Raw genomic sequence first — 18983 nt, 5'->3', positions numbered from 1 at the left:
CGGCAGATGTTTTGATGTATTCAAAGTTGTGCGTTTACTTAAACTTTATAAAACTTCCAGATATTAATTTTAATTGTGTGCGTCATAAGAATAAAAAATCAAAAGTAGTAATTTTTCAAATACCTCTTTAGCAAGCTCGAATTTTGAAGATATGATACAGCGTCATTAGATTAATTAAAAACTTGAATAAATGGCAATTTTGGCGTTTTGATTGCCAACCGAGGAAGTTATTATTTCCTTATGAAGAACGCATATCTTGCAAGATATTGCAATGCTGAAAAGAGAAAATCGCTAGTCAACTGCAACTGAGTGAGTGAACGATAACAGCTATGTCTTACGTCTCCCTGCTGAAAAATATACCAGAAATTTTAAGCCAGCCAATTGGGATAGCAGCAATTGCTTCCCTTGGTATGCACGGTGCGATCGCCATGATCGTACCATTGATGCCGATGGAGTCTAACAAGCCCAAAGAAACAGCATCATCCCAGACAGTCGGACTTTTGGAATTAAGCCAAGCCGACCAAAACCGTTTGCCGCAAAGCACGCCCCAGATTGGTTTACAACAATTACCTCCAGTCGCCCCACTTGCGGCTCCAAACTTTAGCGTCCAACCGGGATTAACCCCATTAGCGCCATCACCATCCAGTCAGCTAGTATTACCTCCGCTACCGGCATCATCAAATAACTATCGAGTCTCCTCTTTGCCTACAAGGCAGTCTTTACGGATGATTCCGAGTGATAATTTGCGGTTCGACGCTTCCAAATTTGATAGTTCTAAATTTAATACCAGCGCCAGATTCTCTCGACCAGTTCCTCGTGCGAATGTGAGTGAGAGCGTCGCCAAATACGAGCCACCAAAGCCGCTAGCTGTAAATAGGTTGCCAGAATTGCAATCGCAGCAAATACCTGCTGATCTTTTGCGGAATCCCCAGCCTCCAATCTTATCTGACAGTACACCCATTGCAACAGCACAGTTAAATACGACTTCGCAGCCAATGACGCAACCAATTCCTAATGCGTCGTCTACAATTGCTCAAAACCCGCTGGTAAATTCTTTAAAACAAGCTCCAAGGAATGGAGATACTTTAATTGGAACTAGGGGAAGCACGCTACAAACAGCGGATTTATCAACGAAGGGAACTCAACAGGCAATTGCACAGCTAGACTCCTACGCAAACCTGAGAAAGGAAGTCCAGCAACAATACCCCAACGCTGAACAAAAACCAGTCATCCGCCAAACATTATCCACGAATAAGTCAAATCTTGAAGGTGCTGTTTTGGGAGTATTGGTGGTAGATCCTGATGGTAAGGTATTAGATATCAAATTTCAAGACAAGTTAATTTCCCCGGAATTGCAATTAAAAGCAAGGCAATACTTCAACAAGCAATCCCCCAAGGGAGATAAACAGATTAGTTCCTATCCATTTAATCTACGTTTCCAAAACAGCACGAGCAATCTTACTGGGACTACTCAAGAGCAAAACCCCTCGTCATTATCTGCACCGGGCATCAATAACAATCAGATTACCCCCTCACCAGCAGCTACTTTTAAACCATTACCTGATTTACAAATCAGAAATAACCCACCTACATCTTCACCAACAGGTACTCTCAAACCATTAATTGTACCAACAGCTACTCCCAAACCATTATCTGAACTGCAAATTAAAAATAACCAGCCTACGTCTTCATCGGCAGCTACTACTTCTGAACCTTTATTGTTGCCAAAAATCAATCAGGTTCAGTCTACATCTGCTGCTGAATCGGATAAAAAATTAGTAGAACGGTTGCGCGAAGTCAAGGAAAACAGACAAAAGTCTAATCCAGAAAAATAATCGCCCATTGATGATGGATTCAGGTAGCGGTGATTTATCTAGACGCATTTGCAGCGTCTGATAAAGAAGCGGCTACTCTACGATTTCTCCACTGGAGTAACCGGAGGGTGTTGTTCTGCCTGAAAATCATTGTTTTTGACTATTTTTTGCGTAAGTCCTGTTTAAAATACAATTTGTTTGGGTTAAGAGTTACTGATGTAGAGACGTGATTTATTGCGTCTCTACATCAGGGTTTTGGGTTTAAAATATTGTTTTTTATAGTTTACAAATTAGTGATCGCTACTTCGTCATACATAATACTTAACTTAGAAGTTCGTTAAAAGCTTCCAAGAAGGAAATGCACTGAGGGATTTCCAACAAATAAATTCTCCAATATTTTGGGGTGAGCGTCTAGCTAGCTATTAACTAAAGATAGGCAAACGCTCACCCCAAAAAAACTATACTGTATAGCTACTTTACCAACCTTGTTCTGCATTTTGAAAAACGTAAGCAGCTACCTCTAGAATCTCCTCAGAACTTAACTTGGCTTTAAAAGCAGGCATGGCATTTTTACCATTTTGCACTTGATGGATAATCGCCTCGATTGAGTCTTGATTGTAATTTTCTAGGTACTTTGACAATGCTTCCTTTTTCAAGGTTTTCTGGCTGATAAGGATGTTACCGCCACCTATATGGCAAGAAGCGCAGTTAGCCTCGAAAATTTTAGCACCGTTAGATGTTTCGGCAGCTAGTGCTGGACTAATGAATGTAAATTTGAATAGGGCGATCGCCGACAGTAAAATTAATAAAAGTATTCTCAACAGTATTTCCTCGCAACAAGCCTCCAGCAAGAGTATAAACGCGATTAATCCCTGATTAAGTCAAATTTGATCAAAATTGGCGGTAACAAGTTCACTCCTTGATCGCTACACATTGTTTAGCGTCTTAGGGAAAGATAGAACTCGTTACCGCCATTTCTACATTTTGTGCGTCACTCTAGGAGTGTAGCGTGTGGCGATGAGCTAATTTCACTGAGTAATCATCTCGTGTCAAACGCTGGTGTTTCTAGCTTTGGACAGTAATTGTACCAACCATGCCGGCACCACGATGAGGTTCACAGTAGAAGGTGTAGTCACCAGCAGGCGCGTCTGCTGCAAAGGTGGTCGTTTCCTTTTGACCAGGACTCATGAGCAACTTCTTATGAGATAGAGATTTAGCTAAATCGGCGCTCTTAGTGGGGTTTTTGGCAGCATCAAACACAACATTATGGGGAGGAACTTTATTGTTCACCCATTCAATAGTGTCACCTGGTTTAATGGTCAACTTTTTCGGTTCAAATGCTAGCAGTCCTTTATCACTACCCAATTTCACCTGGTAGGTTTCAGCCGAAGCACTGGGAGTAAAAACAGCAAAGCTGCTAACAACTAAAAGGATTGTCAACACAGCTAAACTAAGGCGCCGCCAGCTTGCCGAAATTAATTTCATAGCTCTCTCCTAACAAACAATTTTTTTCCCTTTCTCATTTTAAATAAAATCAACACCAAATATGACAATCTGTCATAGATCAATTTTTTTTTTAAGAATGGAGAGCAATTTATTGCAAAAAGCTGTCCAATAAGTAGTAAATGGGGAATGGGGAACGGGGAATTAGGAGTAGGGACTGAATTCTCCCCAATGCCCTATTCCCAATGCCCAATACCCTATTCCCAATGACTCAACCCCAGGATTTAGTAATAGATTTTTCCGCCTCCCCACTTAGTACCAACGATTTTGGGTTGTAAGAGAATATGACCGGCGATCGCTTCCAAGTCATCATCTGTCAGATTTCGCACTGCTGTGAAAATATCTGCGCTTTTGAGACTGGGGTGTATTTCGGAAATCTCTTCTTCACCGTCGTAAGTAGTGGGATTTTTCAGGTAATCTACTAAACCTTCAATGTTGTTACGGTTAGGTGTTGCCAGTGCCAAGTCCTCTGGAGTGAGTCCGACGTTTTGGTTTGTCTTGGTAACTCCCCCAGCATGACATTGGGCGCAAGCGTAATTAAATAAGCGTTTGCCTTCTTTGACTTGTTTAAGGCTGAGTACAACGGTATCACCCTGAGTATTTAATGGCACTGTTCGGGTAGCTTCGTCTAGTTCCACTGCTGTCGCGCTACCGACAATCAACTGAAACGAGAGTAAAACAGTAGCCACAACAACGCCAATTAGTCTTATAAACATGTTTCCCCTTAAAGATTTTGACGCTCAACACAGCTAAGAACGCGATTCTCAATCTCCAAGCTGCTAATTGCTAATGACTTATTGTTTTTTATCATTAGCTATCAGTTATTAGCCAAAGTTCTGAGATCACCCTTCAGGAGACTTCGTGATCACCCACCAAGTCGTTAGTACCATTGGGGCATATTTCAGAGGATATTCGGGAAATAATTGCCTTTGCATCTTCTAACGCCAAACGGGTTTTTTGGTGTTTGTAGGCGATTCCCAGTTGGTTGCACAGAGAAAACACTTGTTCTACAGGAATGCTGTAGTCAGCTGCTATCTCTGCGATCGATAGGTCTGCAAAACCCATAATGCTTGTTTACTGATAGATAGAGATTGAGTCGCTGTAATACCAATATCACGTTAGGAGTGCAATTTGTTGCCCAAAATACTGTTTGGGGAATGGGAGGGGGCAAGGGAAGCAGGGGAAGAATTTTTGACTAATGACTAATGACTAATGCCTATTAACCTTTTCCCCCGGTAAAAGTGACGCTTTGAATAAAGTAACGATTAAAAAAGGCATAAATGCCTAAAGCTGGCAGGGTAAAGACCATAGAAGCCGCCATAATGTAGTTCCAATAGCTGATGTATTGACCTTTGAAGGTGTTCAGCCCCAAGGGGAGGGTAAACATTTCTGGGTCAAATAGGATAACTATAGGCAGTAAAAAATTATTCCAACTCCCCATGAACAGAAAAACTGCCTGTGCTGCTAGTGCTGGTTTTGCCAAAGGTAAGACAATGTGTTGAAAAATTCCAAAAGTATTTAAGCCATCGAGTTGGGCTGCTTCTTCTAGTTCTTTAGGAAAATTAACGAAAAACTGCCGCATCATGAAGATAAAAGTCGCATTAACCATGCTAGGAATAATCATGCCTTGGTAAGAATTTAGCCAGCCGATCGCTTTTAAAATCAAAAATGTGGGAATCAGGGTGATTTGCGTCGGTACTGCCAGCACAGCCAAAATTAGGAAGAACCAAAAGCGCTTGCCCACAAAGCGCAGTCTTGCCAAGGCATAACCAGCCATAGAATTTAACAATAAGTTTAAAAGCGTAACGCTGACGGCGATCGCTACACTGTTGAACAACCAACGCCAAAATAGCGGTTCTTGGAGAAAGATTTGCCTGTAGTTGTCAAGAGTAAAATTCTTGGGGAGAAAGTTGGGTTCACCACTGACAATCTCTGTTAGGGGCTTAAATGATGCTGAAAGTGCCCAAAGAAAGGGAATTAGAGTAATGATGGCATAAAGTGTCAGCAAGACGTACAACAGGGCTTTGAGCCAGGATAAGCCAGAGGTGTTAGTCAAATCCGTTCGCCTCCGAAAAGTCGCCGCTGAATCAAAGTGATGACAATGATCACTGCTGCTAACAGAAATGCGATCGCAGCTGCATATCCCATTTGTAAATTCCGAAATACAGCTTGATAAATCAGCAGCACCACAGTTAAGGTAGCGTTGTTTGGCCCGCCAGTACCGCCAGAAAAGATGTAAGACTGGTCAAAAAGTTGAAAAGTCCCAATTACCCCCACAGTCGCCACAAAGAAGGTTACAGGCTTAAGCAAGGGAAGAGTAATGCGGATAAATTGCTGCCACCCATCTGCGCCATCAAGTTCCGCAGCCTCGTAAAGTGTTTGGGGTATATCTTGCAACGCCGCCAGATAAATCACCATAAAAAACGGCGCAGTTGACCAAATGTTCATGATCACAATTCCTTTGAGCGCAACTGCTGGATCGCCCAACCAGTTATAAATAGGTAGCCCCATAAAAGCGAGAAAATCGTTTAGTAGCCCATCAGTGTTATAAATCCACATAAAGATGAGTGTCAGCACTGCTGAAGAAGTGACTGTCGGCAAAAAATAGAGGATGCGCCACCAGTTTTTACCTCGAATCCCAGAATTCAGAGTTACCGCCAAAATTAAAGCCAGGATAGTTTGAGTTGGCACAACAATAGCTACATATTCGGCTGTGTTTCTCAAAGCAATCCAAACTCTTTCATCTTCAGCTAATCGCGTGAAGTTCCGAAAACCGATGAACTCGTATTCAATACCGCCGAGAAGTTGGACTTTTTGCAGGGAAAGAAAAACGGCGTAGAGAATGGGTAAGACTACAAAAGTTCCCAAAACTAGAATGGTGGGCATCATGAACATATACCCAGCCAAGTCTTCTGTGATGTTCCGCCTGGGGTTACTCTGCCGTCGGTTAATTTCAAACACTACGAAACCTCCGCTTAATCCCGCACTAACCCGACTGTAGCGATGGGTTGTGCATGATTATCGTACTCCTGTACAAAAATATTTCACCTCATCAAATAATTCTCTACCTTTGGAAAGCATAGATCAAAGCAGCAAGTTAAAAGACATCACTTGCGTAAGTTAGCTGGCTCAAAAGTAAGAAATAAATCAATCAATCAGCATTAGCCTCGACACGATTTAAAAAATCACCCTGCGTGCGGTTGTGGCGATCGCTTCCAAAGGTTCTAAGTAGTCGTGGGGTACTCCTGCGCCTCCGTGAAGACACAGAAGAGATAGCTTGCCAGAATCTTCTTGGTCTGGTTTAACGATGCGATACCATACCTGATGACCACGGAATGAAATAAAGTCTTCAATGGCAGAAGTATTAGACATGGCACAAAAATTATTTGACATTATAATAGTCAACTATACGTAGACAAAAATAGCAAATGGCGATTGTCCGCCCAAGAATAATTGATTACCACGGCATTTCAGCAACCCAAGCACAGCTAGATTTTGCCATAGCATTTCTAGATGAAGATATTCCCCTTTACGTCGACCCTTTTCTTTTATGGAAGTCTCCATCACAACAAGACCAATCACTTCATACCTCTATAATTAATTCCTTTAATAACCTAAACTTTCTTGTTCAGAAAGGCAAAATAGATCAGGCTCGTGACATCCTCATTCTTGCATCTGAATGCCAAGAGGTTGGACTTGGATTGTCAAAAAAACGAAAAGGTATAAAAATTAGTCGTAATAAAGCAGATGAAATTATCTCTCTCTTTCAGAAAATTTCTGAGTATGGAAAATATGGATTTGTTCACTTTGAAGAAATCCAGTTTTATGTAGATGGAATTGCGAAAGATCGGATAAGTGATATTTGTTGTAACTTTATTAAATCATTTTTGATAGACTTTACAATACAACAATGCGATCAAGTAGGAATACCAATTCATAAAGCTGTTGTTTCTGGAATTTATGATTACCGTAAAAACTCATTTGTCCGAGATCAGGAAATTACATTACCTGTGAATCCTGAAACTAAAGAGCCTTTAATATTTGTTCCTAAAAGATGGCTAAAATTTTCTCCTTGGATCAACTTTGAAGACTACTTTAAAGATTACTGCCCTCGTGATGAAATTTTTAATCCTGGTGAACCAGAAGAACGTGTTAAGGTTCTAAACTTCAATAGAGAGAATTATGATATTGTTCAGGAATATATCAAGGTAAAAGAGCGAACTCAGGACGACTGTAAAAACGATCCGCTCTTTAAACAGATTCCCGTCTTGTCCGCTAAACGGAAATTAGGTGAAATACAAAAGCTACCAACAGGAAAAACGGATGAAGCAGACATTAAATACGAAGATTACATCTGTCAACTTCTTGCATCGCTTTTCTATCCAGACCTTGACTTTGCAGCAAAGCAGAGTCGTACAGAATCTGGAAGACTGATTCGAGACCTCATTTTTTACAATAATAGGTCAATTGATTTTCTTCAAGAGATTCATCAAGATTATGGTAACAGACAGCTTATTTTTGAGTTAAAGAACGTCAAGACAATCGAGCGTGAACACATTAACCAACTCAATAGATATCTTGATTCTGGTCTTGGTAAATTTGGTGTTCTAGTCACTAGAAACCCTCTCTCAAAAGCAATGTTTGGCAATACTATTGATTTATGGTCTGGACAAAGACGATGTATTATTACGCTTACAGATGAGGATATCTCATTAATGGTTAAGATTTTTGAGAGTAAGCAACGCTCACCAATTGATGTTATAAAAAAAAAGTATGTGGAATTTCGTCGAGCTTGTCCCTCGTGAAAGGTGAAATAGATGAAGCGCAAAGATGTTGATGAGTTTGAAAAACTATCGGGACAACTTCAAGGTATTTACGAAGAAATTTCTGTCTTGTCTAAAAAATCTCCCAATGATGCAATCAATAAGTTTAAGCTCAATTTTATCAACCAATTGTTGAATAGCTCGAATGAATTTCTTGAAGATAAATATCGGCCTTTTAAAGAATTTTCAGAATTTGATACAGATGATGTTCCACAAAATAGTGATGTCGTGTTTATTCTCTCACAGTATCTACAATGCTTTGAGAAGTTACGTGCAGATAATGTACAGATCCGGCCTGGCGGTTGGTGTTGGGTAGTAGATGCTGAAGAAAACGAAATTGGAGATGAATCAGGCAAAATTTATATTAAAACAACTCGTCCAAAACGCTTAAGAGAATAAATTATTATTATGAAAATAGATCAAAAACAGACAAGCCTGGTGAAAGCTGAACTGCATGAAGTTACAATGCCTTTAATAGATGCCATGCATATAGAATTTAAAGAACTGAGCAAGAAGAAGCCAGAGGCTGTGTTGAGCAAGAATAAGGTAAAAATTGTCAACAGACTCTTAGAAAGCTGTCGTAAAGTATTAGATTCAGAAACATCGCTTGACTATCTTGATCTCATTGATGAGGATGATATCCCTCAAAATAGTGATGTAGTACTGATGTTATCTCAGTATTTAGCCGCTATGAAGCAGTTCAAATCCGCTTATTATGCCTGGGATGGTTCTGAGCGTCGCTGGTGCTGGTTTACTGAATAAATACAGCGTTTTTAAACTGATTGAATCATACTACTGACTTTTAGAAAGTAGAGATTTCCCCATTTTCTGCCCTAACAATAGTCCATTTACCTGTAAATTGCGCTCTCATAGTTGATTGTTAGCAGTTAAGTATTATGTGGTCAATACTCTTAAATTACTCCATCGCCCTAATTTGCTGATTAGCTTCATTCTGTGCCTTCAGCATCGCTTGTTTTAATGGTTGTTGTCCCAACAAGGCGCTGACAAACTGGTTATCAAAGTTATTGACGATCGCACTTGAATACTGACCTACTTGCCACGCTGTAGCATAACTAACTCCCGCGACTAATGGCGATCGCAACGGGTCTTGATCGTAGCCCAAATTCTTTGCCACTGATTTACGTGTTGGCAAAGCAAACCCTGTTCCTGTCCACTTTTGCATTCCTTCTTTACCTGTGAGATAAGAAATCAACTCCCAAGCTTCGGCTTTGTGTTGTGCTTGCTTATTCATCACGTAGGCAACTGTAAACACCATTGTGCCTTTTTTATTATTAATCGTAGGCACTGGTGCAGTAGCAAATTCTACTTGGGGAAAAGTTTCAGTTAGATAAGGAATTGCCCAGTTACCTTCAATCACCATTGCTACTTTACTCTGACCAAACATTTCACTACCTGAGTTTGTTCCTACATCAGATTTTTGGGCAGAGGAACGATCTTTTTGATACTGATTTACTACTAACTCTAAACCTTGTAGACCTGACTCACTGGCAAAAGTAGCATAACCATTTTTATCTACGAGTTGTCCACCAAAGGCTTTAATTTTATAAGCCTGACGCGCCAATTCAGGAATTTCGCCAAAGCCGTATTTGTTAAGTTTGCCTGTTAATTGTTGCGAGTAGTTACGTAATTCATCCCAAGTTGCTGGCGGATTACTTAAGCCTGCGGCGGCGAAGGCTTTTTTGTTATAAAACAGAGCCAGGGTTGAATAGTCTTTGGGAAGACCGTAAATCTGATTTTGGTATTTGAAACTGTCAAGTAGGGCATCCTCAAAATCCGTGAGGTCAAATTCGGGGGTAATGTAACTTTCTAACGGTTCGAGGACATTCTGACTCATTAAGAAAGGAGCTTCCAGCGCATCCAGATAAAAGACATCGGGCGCAGCTTCCCCAACTAAACGAGTTTTGATTACATCCATGTATTGGTCGGAAATTACCTCATATTTGACCTTAATAGTTGGATGTTGCGCTTCAAAGTCTTGCAGTACTTGTCTTAATAGTTTTTGCTCAACGGGAGAGCCTCCCCAACCACTAAGTTTGATGGTGACTGCGGTAGATGCTAACGGTTTGCTTGGCAATTGTAGGCTTTGACAAGTAATAATAGCGATCGCGATCGCCATCACCAATGCCAAAAAATTAAATAATCCTTTATTGTTCACAAACAAATACTATTCTCTTTCCTCGCTTATAACTTGTGTTATTAAGGAATGATATTTTACTTGTTTGAAATTTTAGCTGAAAATTGCAAGCTAAAATAACGAACAGTTATCAGCAATGCTAATTCAAGCATTGAGTCCCTTTCCAACCTGATTTATCTGAGGATACTTCACCCATAATTTATGTTGATGGATTCTGTTCAGATTGAAACAACTGCGCCACTGACTCTGGAATTTACCCAGATTGCCTCACCACCAACAGCAATCTCTTCAAACTCTCGAATTTCCAAGGATGCTATTCGCACCAGTTTAAAAGCTTCCACTGCGGATTGTGTCTTAGCATCGGTTTACTCTCTTGGAACTGGCGGGATTTTACTCAGCAATTTATTGGTGGAATTGGATGCTAGTCCAGTGGTATTTGGGATGCTGTCTTCTATTCCCATGTTGGTCAATCTCATTCAGCCGTTGGGTGCTTACTTGTCGGAACGCAGCACCAGCCGCTTTCAATATTTGCTTCGGACACACGGAATTGGTCGGCTGATATGGCTGATTTTAGTAATTGGTATTGTCAGCGCCAGCTTGGGAGTGATTGATGCTCACCAGTTAGTCATATTGACACTCTTGATTGTTCTATTCAGCAATCTTTTGGGAGGACTAGGAAGCGCATCGTGGCTCAGTTGGGTGGCAATAATAGTTCCCCGACGATTACGAGGCAGGTATTTTGGGGCACGCAATAGTGCTGGTAGTCTAACTAATTTGATTTGCGTACCAATGGCCGGTCTAGTTGTATCACATTGGTATGGGGGAACTATACAAGGCTATGGAGTAGTTCTACTGATAAGCATTGTCTTTGGAATTGTGGGATTAGGATGCCAGTATTTCCAAGTGGATATGAATCCGCAATTGCAAAATACTTATTATGGCAACTCATCACAAACAACTGAGATTCAGGCACAGGTTGCAAAAGATGAATCTTCTGAAGTATCTCAATCAATTCATCCGCCACAAGACCAGTTAACTGACAGCATCTGGAAAAACTCTAACTTTTTGAGATTTCTGCTGTATTTCAGCTTTTGGGCGCTTGCTGTTAACCTCAGCAGTCCTTTTTTTAACCTCTATATGCTCGACACCTTAAATTTGGATGTGAGCTACGTGACTATCTACAACAGTCTTCAGGCGGGAGCGACTTTGCTGATGCTCATCTTGTGGGGAAAATTAGCAGACAAGATAGGCAATCGTCCCATCCTCATCTGTGTTGGAATTTTGGTTGCAGCCACACCACTGCTTTGGCTGGGGATTGGTGTTAGCTACCTTGACATCTGGTTGTGGTTGCCACTGTTACACATCTTGACTGGGGGGACTTGGGCAGCGATTGACTTATGCAGCAACAATATCCAATTGGGCATTGCACCAATTAAAAATCAGTCTATCTATTTTGCGATCGCAGCTGCCGTTGCTGGAGCAAGTGGTGCTTTGGGCACAACTATAGGCAGCTTTCTTGTGCAATTTACTCAGTCTGGAGGCTTACTAGGCTTGTTTGCCCTCTCCGGTCTATTCCGACTAGTAGCCCTTGTTCCACTCATGTTTCTTCAAGAGCCGGGGAGAGGGTGAAGGAGCAGGGGAGCAGGGGAGCAGCACTTCTGTACGAGAGCTTGCACTTCGACTACGCTCAGTGACCGGGGAGAAGTTGCTGTAAGTTTTTCCCCTCTGCCTCCTGTGCCCCATACCCCATACTTTATTCTGCTGCGCTAGAAGTTAAGGACATTGTTTCCCACAAAACCATGTGAGGTGTTGTTAATACAGGCTGGTGTAGGGCAATCAGCTGGGCTAAGGTGTTCTTTAATTGGGTACGGGGTACGATATCATCAACAAAACCATGCTGGAGCAAATCTTCAGCAGTCTGGAAATTTTCGGGTAGTTTTTCCCGCAGGGTTTGCTCAATCACTCGCCGACCGGCAAAACCAATGGTTGCTTTGGGTTCTGCCAAAATTATATCGCCCAACATTGCAAAACTAGCGGTAACGCCGCCCGTTGTGGGATTGGTCAAAACGGGAATATATAATAGTCGGGCATCTTTATGGCGCTGTAGGGCTGCGGAGATTTTTGCCATCTGCATCAAAGAGAGCATACCTTCTTGCATTCTCGCGCCACCGGAGGTACAGATGATAACTACAGGATAGCGTCGTTGAGTGGCTTGCTCAATCATCCGGGTGAGTCTTTCTCCCACGACCGAACCCATACTACCACCCATGAAGCGGAAGTCCATAACCCCAAGAGCAATAGGCAAACCATTGATTTGACCTAAACCAGTTTTAACTGCGTCTATCAAGCCAATTTTATCTTGTGTTTCCCGCAAGCGATCGCTGTAAGGTTTGCGATCGCGAAATTCCAGCGGATCGGTTGGACGCAAATGCTCGTCTAGCGGTTTCCAGGTATTATTATCTATCAATTGACGGATACGCTCATCGCTGTCTACCCGATTGTGATGACCACATTCGGCACAAACCATCTGATTTGCTTTCAGGTCTTTTGTGTATGCCAACACACTACACTTAGAACATTTATGCCACAAACCATCAGCAATTTCACGTTCTTGGCGTTCGAGGCTGGTAGATCCTGATTTCCGTCGATTTGCAAACCAATCAAATAGAGACTTTAAACCGCGTGATTCTTCGTTGTTAGCCATTTTTTATTTTATTTTAAGTGGGCATGAGGTCGAAAACATGTCAAACCGTATTGGGTTGTCCTTAGCCTTTTGTCATTTGTCTTTATTAATGACCCTTCGGGTTCGCCAGTTGCTCATGGGGGAAACCCCCAAGACCGCACTGGCTCACTAAAGGCTACATCGTCAAACTACGCTTTTAAGCAATTCAGACCTTAATTTTCATCTTTGGTTGCCAGCTTAACGAAAATACTTATGCCAATACAAGTCTCTTAGTCTTTATTTTCAGCAGACTTAATTATATGGACGTACTGAAAAAGCCATGAGAATACCAACCTCCAAATTAAGATGCTCTCCCTCTCCCACCCAAATCAATGATTCATATTGCTAGGTTATGAACGATCAGCATCTGTTGCACTAGTTGTGCTTGCCAACGGTTAATCGTCGTTAAGAGGGTAATACAAGTCACAAGCAGAATATTATCAAAATATGAAGGGTTGATGGGGTAATGTTGGTTACAGTCACAAGTTATAAATATTTCTTATGAAAGGGCATGGGGCATGGGGCATGATTATTTTCCCTAGTCCCCAGTCCCCAGTCCCCACTCCAATTCAAGAGGCTGGAAAAAATAACCGCAGGTAGCTAGACAAAATGGCTTCGCCGCTAAACAGAGTAATCACAGATCCTAAAGCCAAAAAAGGCCCAAAAGGTATCTTTTGTCCTAATTTTTGTCGCGATCGCTGCATAATTAAAATACCGATGCCAATTAACGCTCCCAGCGCACAGGCAATAAAACTAGCCAAGAGCAAATATTTCCAGCCTAACCAGGCTCCCATCATGGCTGCTAACTTGGCGTCACCTGTACCCATTGCTCTTTTACCAAAGGCAATTGAACTCAATAGGGCGATCGCCTCAAACAGCCATAAGCCTAATACTGCACCAACTATAGCGATCATAAGGTGATTTACCAATGCCACAAAACTACCCTCTGGTAGAAAACCAACTACCATTTGAAACAAAATTCCCACCACTAAACCTGACTTAGTAAGTGGATTGGGTAGGGTCATTGTATCTAAGTCGATGAGTGATAGTGCCAATAACCAACTGCAAAAAGCCCAATAGCCTATTGTTAAAGTCGAAACTTGAAATACCAAAAAAATTAGTAAAAAAATTATGCCCGTTACCCCTTCTACCACGGGATAACGGACAGAAATTTTGCTTTTGCAATATCGACACCGCCCTCTTAAGGAAATCCAGCCGAATACTGGTACATTGTCGTAAGCTTTTAGCTGGTTTAAGCATTTAGGACAACGAGAAGGTGGCCAAAGAATTGACAACCCAGCAGGTAGCCGATAAACAATAACGTTGAGAAAACTGCCAATAGATGCACCTAAAGCAAAGACCATTACACTCGCCGGGATGGCGAACAAAATGTCCATACAGTCATTTGTCCTTTGTCATTTGTCCTGTGTCATTTGTGCTTTGTCATTTGTGCTTTGTCAATAACTAATGACCAATACTTCTCTGCGAGACGCTACGCGAAGCTTGCTTCCCCGGAGGGGTACGACTACGCTCAGTACAAGTGACTAATGACTAATGACTAATGACCAATGACTAATACATATGCGATTCAATTTGACTTAAGGGCACAAAACATTCTTGAGGTAAAAGAACTGGTTGGTTAGTAAAAATAACCTTACCTCGATGAGTCACACGATTAATTGCTACACCGGAAGGTTGCCCAGCTATTTCGGGGTGAACTTCACAGTGAGTATAGTATATCTGCCCAGCAGCTCTAATTACAGAGGGATCAATCAAAGGCGATTGGTTCTTTGGGGCGGTAAAATTTACTTGACCTTGTCGTAATGCGTACACTATCGACTGTTATTTGATTGCTAGATTTCCCTTTAGTCTACCCGAAACTTATAGCAAAGGTTGCCAAATTGCCCAAGTTGCTATACAAAATTATTTTTGTTCGATCGCTTTGATGAGTGAGTCTCCCATAGCGCGGCAACCAAGGAGATTTTTTCCTGGAGAAATTATATCCCCGGTGCGATCGCCCTGTTCTAAAACTTGTAATACACCTTGTTCGATACGATCTGCTGCTTCTGGTTGGTCTAAACCGTAACGCAACATCATCGCCGCACTCAAAACCTGTGCTAGAGGATTTGCCTTATCAAGTCCGGCAATATCTGGGGCGGAACCATGAACTGGTTCAAAGACACCAGGCCCAGAAGCACCCAAACTAGCTGAGGGTAACATGCCAATACTACCTGTGAGCATGGCAGCAGCATCAGAGAGAATATCACCAAACAAGTTGCCTGTGACTATAGTATCGAACTGTTTGGGAGCGCGTACTAACTGCATAGCAGCATTATCTACATATAAATGAGAGAGTTCTATATCTGGATATTCTTGTGAAAGTTGGGTGATGCGATCGCGCCACAACTGAGATACTTCTAATACGTTTGCCTTATCCACCGAGCAAAGTTTTCCACCGCGTTTTTTTGCCGCTTCAAACGCCACTCGTCCAATGCGTTCAATTTCCGATTCGGTGTAAACCATTGTATTTACACCGCGTTTTTCACCAGTTTCTGTGGCAAAAATCCCTTTAGGTTTACCGAAGTAAATCCCACCAGTGAGTTCGCGCACTACCATAATATCTACGCCTTCGACAATTTCGCGCTTCAAAGTCGAGGCATCGATTAGCTGGGGCAAAATTTTCGCTGGGCGCAAATTGGCAAATAATCCTAAACCTGCACGTAGTCCCAACAAACCTGCTTCTGGGCGTAAATTGGATGGTAGGGAATCCCACTTATAACCACCAATGGCTGCGAGTAATACAGCATCACTGTTACGGCAAGTATCTAGAGTCAGAGAGGGCAGAGGTTCCCCTGTAGCGTCAATTGCTGCACCACCGATCAGGGCTTCTTGGAATTCAAACTTCAGATCGAATTGCTTCCCTACGACTTTCAGCACATCTACCGCCACTGCCATAATTTCAGGGCCAATGCCATCGCCGGGGAGTAGAGTAATGCGGTAGTTCTGGGTCATAGCTGGTTATTACTAGGTAAATGCTTTCAGATTAAATATCATACCTAGCAAAATGTACTGATGGAGTTTTTAATTTATTTGGGTGTAGCTCTAATGTAATCATCTGGCATTGGATGAAACTACTAAAAAAGTCCTATATCCTTAGTTGAGCGGATCGAAACGCTGCAAGATGAGAGCTATGAACACTACTGGCAAACCTACACCCATACAAATAAGAGCTTGGATAAATGTTAAAGGTGTGGTGTCAAACACTTGATTCATCATGCTCCACTGACTGAACACACATTGTAAAATCACCACAACCACAATTCCGATCGCAGGTGCATAGGCTACAGGTGTGCGTTTACCTTGGATTCTCACGACTAGAGATGGTAAAAACTGGGTAATGCTTAACAGGTAAAAGACTTCTGCTGCCACCAATCCATTAATCGCCATTGTGCGAGCTAAGGCTTCATTGCCTGTAGTTTGAAGTATCCATTGAAACACCCCAAAAATTACCACCCAATTAAAAACAGAAATCGCTAATATGCGCTTAAGTAAACTACCTGATAAAAGCTTTTCTCTAGGGTTGCGTGGTGGTTGCTGCATTACCTGTCCAGATTGTGGCTCAAAGGCGAGGGGAACAATCAACCCTACTGAACTGACCATGTTGAGCCAGAGAATTTGGATTGGTAAGATGGGAAGCACGGTTGCTAGGAGAATGGCAATTAAAATCGTCATAGATTCGCCAACGTTGATCGGCAGCAAGAAGGCGATCGCTTTTCGCAAGTTGCGGTAAACACCACGTCCTTCCTCCACAGCCGCTTCTATTGAGGCAAAGTTATCGTCAGTTAAAAGCATATCCGCCGATTCTTTGGCAACCTCTGCCCCGGCTATGCCCATCGCTACACCAATATCTGCCTGTTTGAGAGCGGGAGCATCGTTGACACCATCTCCAGTCATAGCAACAATTTCACCCTGAGACTGCAACGCTTTCACCAGATGCAATTTTTGTTCTGGGGCAACTCGCGCAAATACCATACCTTGTTCAGCCGCTTGGGCGAATTCTTTTTCATCCATCTGAGCTAATTGCTGTCCGGTGAACACCTGTTCTTCAGTCGAGCAAATTCCCATTTGGCGGGCGATCGCAGCTGCTGTTAGTGCATGATCCCCAGTGATCATCTTCACCTGAATCCCCGCAGATTGACAAGCTTTGACTGCGGCGATCGCTTCCTCACGAGGCGGATCGATAATGCCTTGAAGTCCCAGAAACACCAGTCCTCGATCGATATCATTGCGATCCAAGGATCGCTTAGTGGCAACTTCTTTGCTGGCAAAAGCTAGCACTCGTAACCCTTGGTTTGCCATATCAGCAACTTCCTGTTCCACTGCGGCAGGATTGAGACGAGCGAGTTGTCCTTGAGCATCGAACATGCGATCGCATCGTTGGAGAATTGCCTCTACAGAACCTTTGAGATAAATCACATTCAGCGATCGCTTTGCATCCAATTCATGCAAAGTCGCCATGTATTGGAATTGAGATTCAAAGGGAATGGTGTCTATTCTGGGTAATTGATCTAGATTCCCTTGCGTCAATCCCGCTTTATTGGCAGCCGTAATCAATGCTCCCTCAGTTGGGGTTCCTACTAAGTTCCACTGTCCGTCTCCCCATTCGATGTGAGAATCATTGCAGAGCAATCCTGCTTCCAGGGATTCCCAAAGAGCAACATGTTCATCTGCATTGAAATCAACAGGTTGTTGATCGATCAGAATTTCACCGTCTGGGGCATAACCAATACCGCTAACGGTGTAATGTTGTCCACCTGCATAAATCTTTTGAACCGTCATCTGATTCTCAGTTAACGTCCCAGTTTTGTCAGAGCAGATAACAGTGGTACTTCCTAATGTTTCCACAGCAGGTAGCTTGCGAATAATCGCCTTACGTCGTGCCATCCGGGAAACTCCGATCGCCAAAGTGACGGTAACGATCGCAGGTAATCCTTCAGGAATCGCGCTGACTACCAAAGCCACACTCGCTTTGAAAACATCAATCCAAGATTCGCCTTGTCCTAATCCGACTGCAAATGTCAGGGCAGCTAAACCTAAAATGACATACAACAAGCTTTTGCTAAATTTGTCAATATTTCGTGTTAGCGGTGTTTTCAGATTCGTGCTGCTTTCAATTAACTGGGAGATGCGACCGGTTTCTGTGGCATCGGCGATCGCTACTACAATCCCTTCTGCCTGTCCAAAACTAACGAAACTTCCGGCATACACCATATTGCTTCGTTCGGCTAATGGTGTTTCGATAGCCAGTGATGCCGTTGCTTTCTCAACCGGAACGGATTCGCCTGTTAAAGCAGACTCATCAACTTGCAACCCACGCACACTTAATAACCGCAGATCGGCGGGTACTTTATCCCCAGATGCCAGCAATACTAAATCACCAAGAACAAGTTCAGTCGAAGCCAGACGGGTTTTTTGGCCATCGCGAATCAAAGTTGCTTCGGTAGTGACAGCTTTGGATAAAGCAGCGATCGCGCCTTCTGCTTTCGATTCTTGAATGTAGCCAATGATGACATTAATTAAGGTGACACCAAAAATTACTCCCGCATCTATCCAATCTTTGAGCAGCAGTGTCACCAGTCCCGCCGTCAGCAAAATATATAGTAGTGGTTGATTAAATTGCTCTAAAAATCGTAGCCAAGAACTTTTTCCACTTTTAGCAGTCAGTTGATTTGCACCCATCTGCTGGTGTCGGGTGGTAGCTTCTTCATGGCTCAAACCCGCTTCAGGATGGCTGGCTAAGGTTTGCACAACCTTTTGTTCGCCCAGAGTATGCCATTCATAGTTGAGTAAATCTTCTGTTGTCTGAGCAAAAGTATTTGTAGCGATCGTATTTGCTGTCATCTCAGTCTCCAAATTGAAGTAACCTTTAAACTAATTCGTAATTAAGACTCATCAGATTTAATATC

At 42.4% G+C, this 18983-nt stretch carries 18 protein-coding genes; 5 read left to right on the top strand and 13 right to left on the bottom strand.

Features of this window, described 5'->3' with window-relative positions; all coding sequences use genetic code 11:
• Positions 1 to 329: 329 nt before the first annotated feature.
• The gene (locus RMY16_RS09375) at positions 330 to 1835 is read left to right on the top strand and encodes a hypothetical protein (RefSeq protein ID WP_322736152.1); all 1506 of its coding nucleotides are present in this window, start codon (positions 330 to 332) and stop codon (positions 1833 to 1835) included.
• Between the two features lie 455 nt (positions 1836 to 2290).
• On the opposite strand, the gene petJ is transcribed toward RMY16_RS09375, so the two are convergent.
• The 7 genes from petJ to RMY16_RS09340 form a co-directional block, all read right to left on the bottom strand.
• Positions 2291 to 2635, bottom strand: a complete 345-nt coding sequence (petJ, locus tag RMY16_RS09370; RefSeq protein WP_289795865.1) for a cytochrome c6 PetJ — start codon at positions 2633 to 2635, stop codon at positions 2291 to 2293.
• 244 nt (positions 2636 to 2879) lie between these two features.
• Complete coding sequence (gene petE, locus RMY16_RS09365) at positions 2880 to 3299, bottom strand: plastocyanin (protein WP_322660225.1); 420 nt, start codon at positions 3297 to 3299, stop codon at positions 2880 to 2882.
• A gap of 242 nt (positions 3300 to 3541) precedes the next feature.
• Positions 3542 to 4033 carry a photosystem II cytochrome c-550 gene (gene psbV / locus RMY16_RS09360; RefSeq protein ID WP_094347444.1) on the bottom strand — a complete coding sequence of 164 codons (492 nt, stop codon included), beginning with the start codon at positions 4031 to 4033 and terminating at the stop codon, positions 3542 to 3544.
• A 133-nt stretch (positions 4034 to 4166) separates the two neighbouring features.
• Entirely contained in the window at positions 4167 to 4382 is a 216-nt protein-coding gene (locus RMY16_RS09355; protein ID WP_322736151.1) for a hypothetical protein, read from the bottom strand.
• A gap of 154 nt (positions 4383 to 4536) precedes the next feature.
• Complete coding sequence (locus RMY16_RS09350) at positions 4537 to 5373, bottom strand: carbohydrate ABC transporter permease (RefSeq protein WP_322736150.1); 837 nt, start codon at positions 5371 to 5373, stop codon at positions 4537 to 4539.
• The gene (locus RMY16_RS09345; RefSeq protein WP_322736149.1) at positions 5370 to 6278 is read right to left on the bottom strand and encodes a sugar ABC transporter permease; all 909 of its coding nucleotides are present in this window, start codon (positions 6276 to 6278) and stop codon (positions 5370 to 5372) included. The genes RMY16_RS09350 and RMY16_RS09345 overlap by 4 nt, the downstream gene beginning before the upstream one ends.
• Before the next feature lie 216 nt (positions 6279 to 6494).
• Entirely contained in the window at positions 6495 to 6689 is a 195-nt protein-coding gene (locus tag RMY16_RS09340) for a hypothetical protein (protein ID WP_322736148.1), read from the bottom strand.
• Between the two features lie 56 nt (positions 6690 to 6745).
• Between RMY16_RS09340 and RMY16_RS09335 the strand changes: the two genes are divergently transcribed.
• The 3 genes from RMY16_RS09335 to RMY16_RS09325 are packed head-to-tail and all read left to right on the top strand — an operon-like array spanning position 6746 to position 8902.
• On the top strand, positions 6746 to 8122 hold the full coding sequence (locus RMY16_RS09335) for a hypothetical protein (protein ID WP_322736147.1): 1377 nt from the start codon (positions 6746 to 6748) through the stop codon (positions 8120 to 8122).
• Between the two features lie 12 nt (positions 8123 to 8134).
• Positions 8135 to 8539 carry a hypothetical protein gene (locus RMY16_RS09330; RefSeq protein ID WP_322736146.1) on the top strand — a complete coding sequence of 135 codons (405 nt, stop codon included), beginning with the start codon at positions 8135 to 8137 and terminating at the stop codon, positions 8537 to 8539.
• Between the two features lie 9 nt (positions 8540 to 8548).
• A complete protein-coding gene (locus RMY16_RS09325; RefSeq protein WP_322736145.1) occupies positions 8549 to 8902 on the top strand; it encodes a hypothetical protein in 354 nt (117 codons plus the stop codon).
• 154 nt (positions 8903 to 9056) lie between these two features.
• Here the strand turns inward: RMY16_RS09325 and RMY16_RS09320 are convergent, their stop codons facing one another.
• Positions 9057 to 10277 carry an ABC transporter substrate-binding protein gene (locus RMY16_RS09320; protein ID WP_322736177.1) on the bottom strand — a complete coding sequence of 407 codons (1221 nt, stop codon included), beginning with the start codon at positions 10275 to 10277 and terminating at the stop codon, positions 9057 to 9059.
• Between the two features lie 225 nt (positions 10278 to 10502).
• Here RMY16_RS09320 and RMY16_RS09315 point away from each other — a divergent pair, with 225 nt between their 5' ends.
• Complete coding sequence (locus tag RMY16_RS09315; protein ID WP_322660240.1) at positions 10503 to 11924, top strand: MFS transporter; 1422 nt, start codon at positions 10503 to 10505, stop codon at positions 11922 to 11924.
• A 124-nt stretch (positions 11925 to 12048) separates the two neighbouring features.
• Here the strand turns inward: RMY16_RS09315 and accD are convergent, their stop codons facing one another.
• From accD to RMY16_RS09290, 5 genes are all read right to left on the bottom strand, one after another.
• Positions 12049 to 12999: an acetyl-CoA carboxylase, carboxyltransferase subunit beta gene (accD, locus tag RMY16_RS09310; RefSeq protein WP_322736144.1), complete on the bottom strand. Its 951-nt coding sequence runs from the start codon at positions 12997 to 12999 to the stop codon at positions 12049 to 12051.
• A gap of 587 nt (positions 13000 to 13586) precedes the next feature.
• A complete protein-coding gene (locus tag RMY16_RS09305; protein ID WP_322736143.1) occupies positions 13587 to 14414 on the bottom strand; it encodes a prepilin peptidase in 828 nt (275 codons plus the stop codon).
• A 175-nt stretch (positions 14415 to 14589) separates the two neighbouring features.
• Positions 14590 to 14850: a hypothetical protein gene (locus RMY16_RS09300; RefSeq protein ID WP_094347451.1), complete on the bottom strand. Its 261-nt coding sequence runs from the start codon at positions 14848 to 14850 to the stop codon at positions 14590 to 14592.
• A gap of 90 nt (positions 14851 to 14940) precedes the next feature.
• Complete coding sequence (gene leuB / locus RMY16_RS09295) at positions 14941 to 16029, bottom strand: 3-isopropylmalate dehydrogenase (RefSeq protein WP_322736142.1); 1089 nt, start codon at positions 16027 to 16029, stop codon at positions 14941 to 14943.
• Between the two features lie 141 nt (positions 16030 to 16170).
• Positions 16171 to 18918, bottom strand: a complete 2748-nt coding sequence (locus tag RMY16_RS09290; protein WP_322736141.1) for an HAD-IC family P-type ATPase — start codon at positions 18916 to 18918, stop codon at positions 16171 to 16173.
• Positions 18919 to 18983: the final 65 nt, after the last annotated feature.

The organism is Nostoc sp. DedQUE12b, from assembly GCF_034530835.1.
Classification (GTDB): Bacteria; Cyanobacteriota; Cyanobacteriia; order Cyanobacteriales; family Nostocaceae; genus Nostoc.
Note: the sequence above shows the minus strand (reverse complement) of the source record. Positions and strands in the feature narration are given on the sequence as shown.

What these genes read in the sequence shown, in the direction of transcription:
- RMY16_RS09335 (WP_322736147.1), top strand. Translation starts at nt 6,746, where the DNA reads ATGGCGATTGTCCGCCCAAGAATAATTGATTACCACGGCATTTCAGCA.
- RMY16_RS09330 (WP_322736146.1), top strand. Translation starts at nt 8,135, where the DNA reads ATGAAGCGCAAAGATGTTGATGAGTTTGAAAAACTATCGGGACAACTT.
- RMY16_RS09340 (WP_322736148.1), bottom strand. Translation starts at nt 6,689, where the DNA reads ATGTCTAATACTTCTGCCATTGAAGACTTTATTTCATTCCGTGGTCAT.
- psbV (WP_094347444.1), bottom strand. Translation starts at nt 4,033, where the DNA reads ATGTTTATAAGACTAATTGGCGTTGTTGTGGCTACTGTTTTACTCTCG.
- leuB (WP_322736142.1), bottom strand. Translation starts at nt 16,029, where the DNA reads ATGACCCAGAACTACCGCATTACTCTACTCCCCGGCGATGGCATTGGC.
- RMY16_RS09305 (WP_322736143.1), bottom strand. Translation starts at nt 14,414, where the DNA reads ATGGACATTTTGTTCGCCATCCCGGCGAGTGTAATGGTCTTTGCTTTA.
- RMY16_RS09315 (WP_322660240.1), top strand. Translation starts at nt 10,503, where the DNA reads ATGGATTCTGTTCAGATTGAAACAACTGCGCCACTGACTCTGGAATTT.
- RMY16_RS09290 (WP_322736141.1), bottom strand. Translation starts at nt 18,918, where the DNA reads ATGACAGCAAATACGATCGCTACAAATACTTTTGCTCAGACAACAGAA.
- accD (WP_322736144.1), bottom strand. Translation starts at nt 12,999, where the DNA reads ATGGCTAACAACGAAGAATCACGCGGTTTAAAGTCTCTATTTGATTGG.
- RMY16_RS09375 (WP_322736152.1), top strand. Translation starts at nt 330, where the DNA reads ATGTCTTACGTCTCCCTGCTGAAAAATATACCAGAAATTTTAAGCCAG.
- RMY16_RS09320 (WP_322736177.1), bottom strand. Translation starts at nt 10,277, where the DNA reads ATGGCGATCGCGATCGCTATTATTACTTGTCAAAGCCTACAATTGCCA.
- petE (WP_322660225.1), bottom strand. Translation starts at nt 3,299, where the DNA reads ATGAAATTAATTTCGGCAAGCTGGCGGCGCCTTAGTTTAGCTGTGTTG.
- RMY16_RS09325 (WP_322736145.1), top strand. Translation starts at nt 8,549, where the DNA reads ATGAAAATAGATCAAAAACAGACAAGCCTGGTGAAAGCTGAACTGCAT.
- RMY16_RS09355 (WP_322736151.1), bottom strand. Translation starts at nt 4,382, where the DNA reads ATGGGTTTTGCAGACCTATCGATCGCAGAGATAGCAGCTGACTACAGC.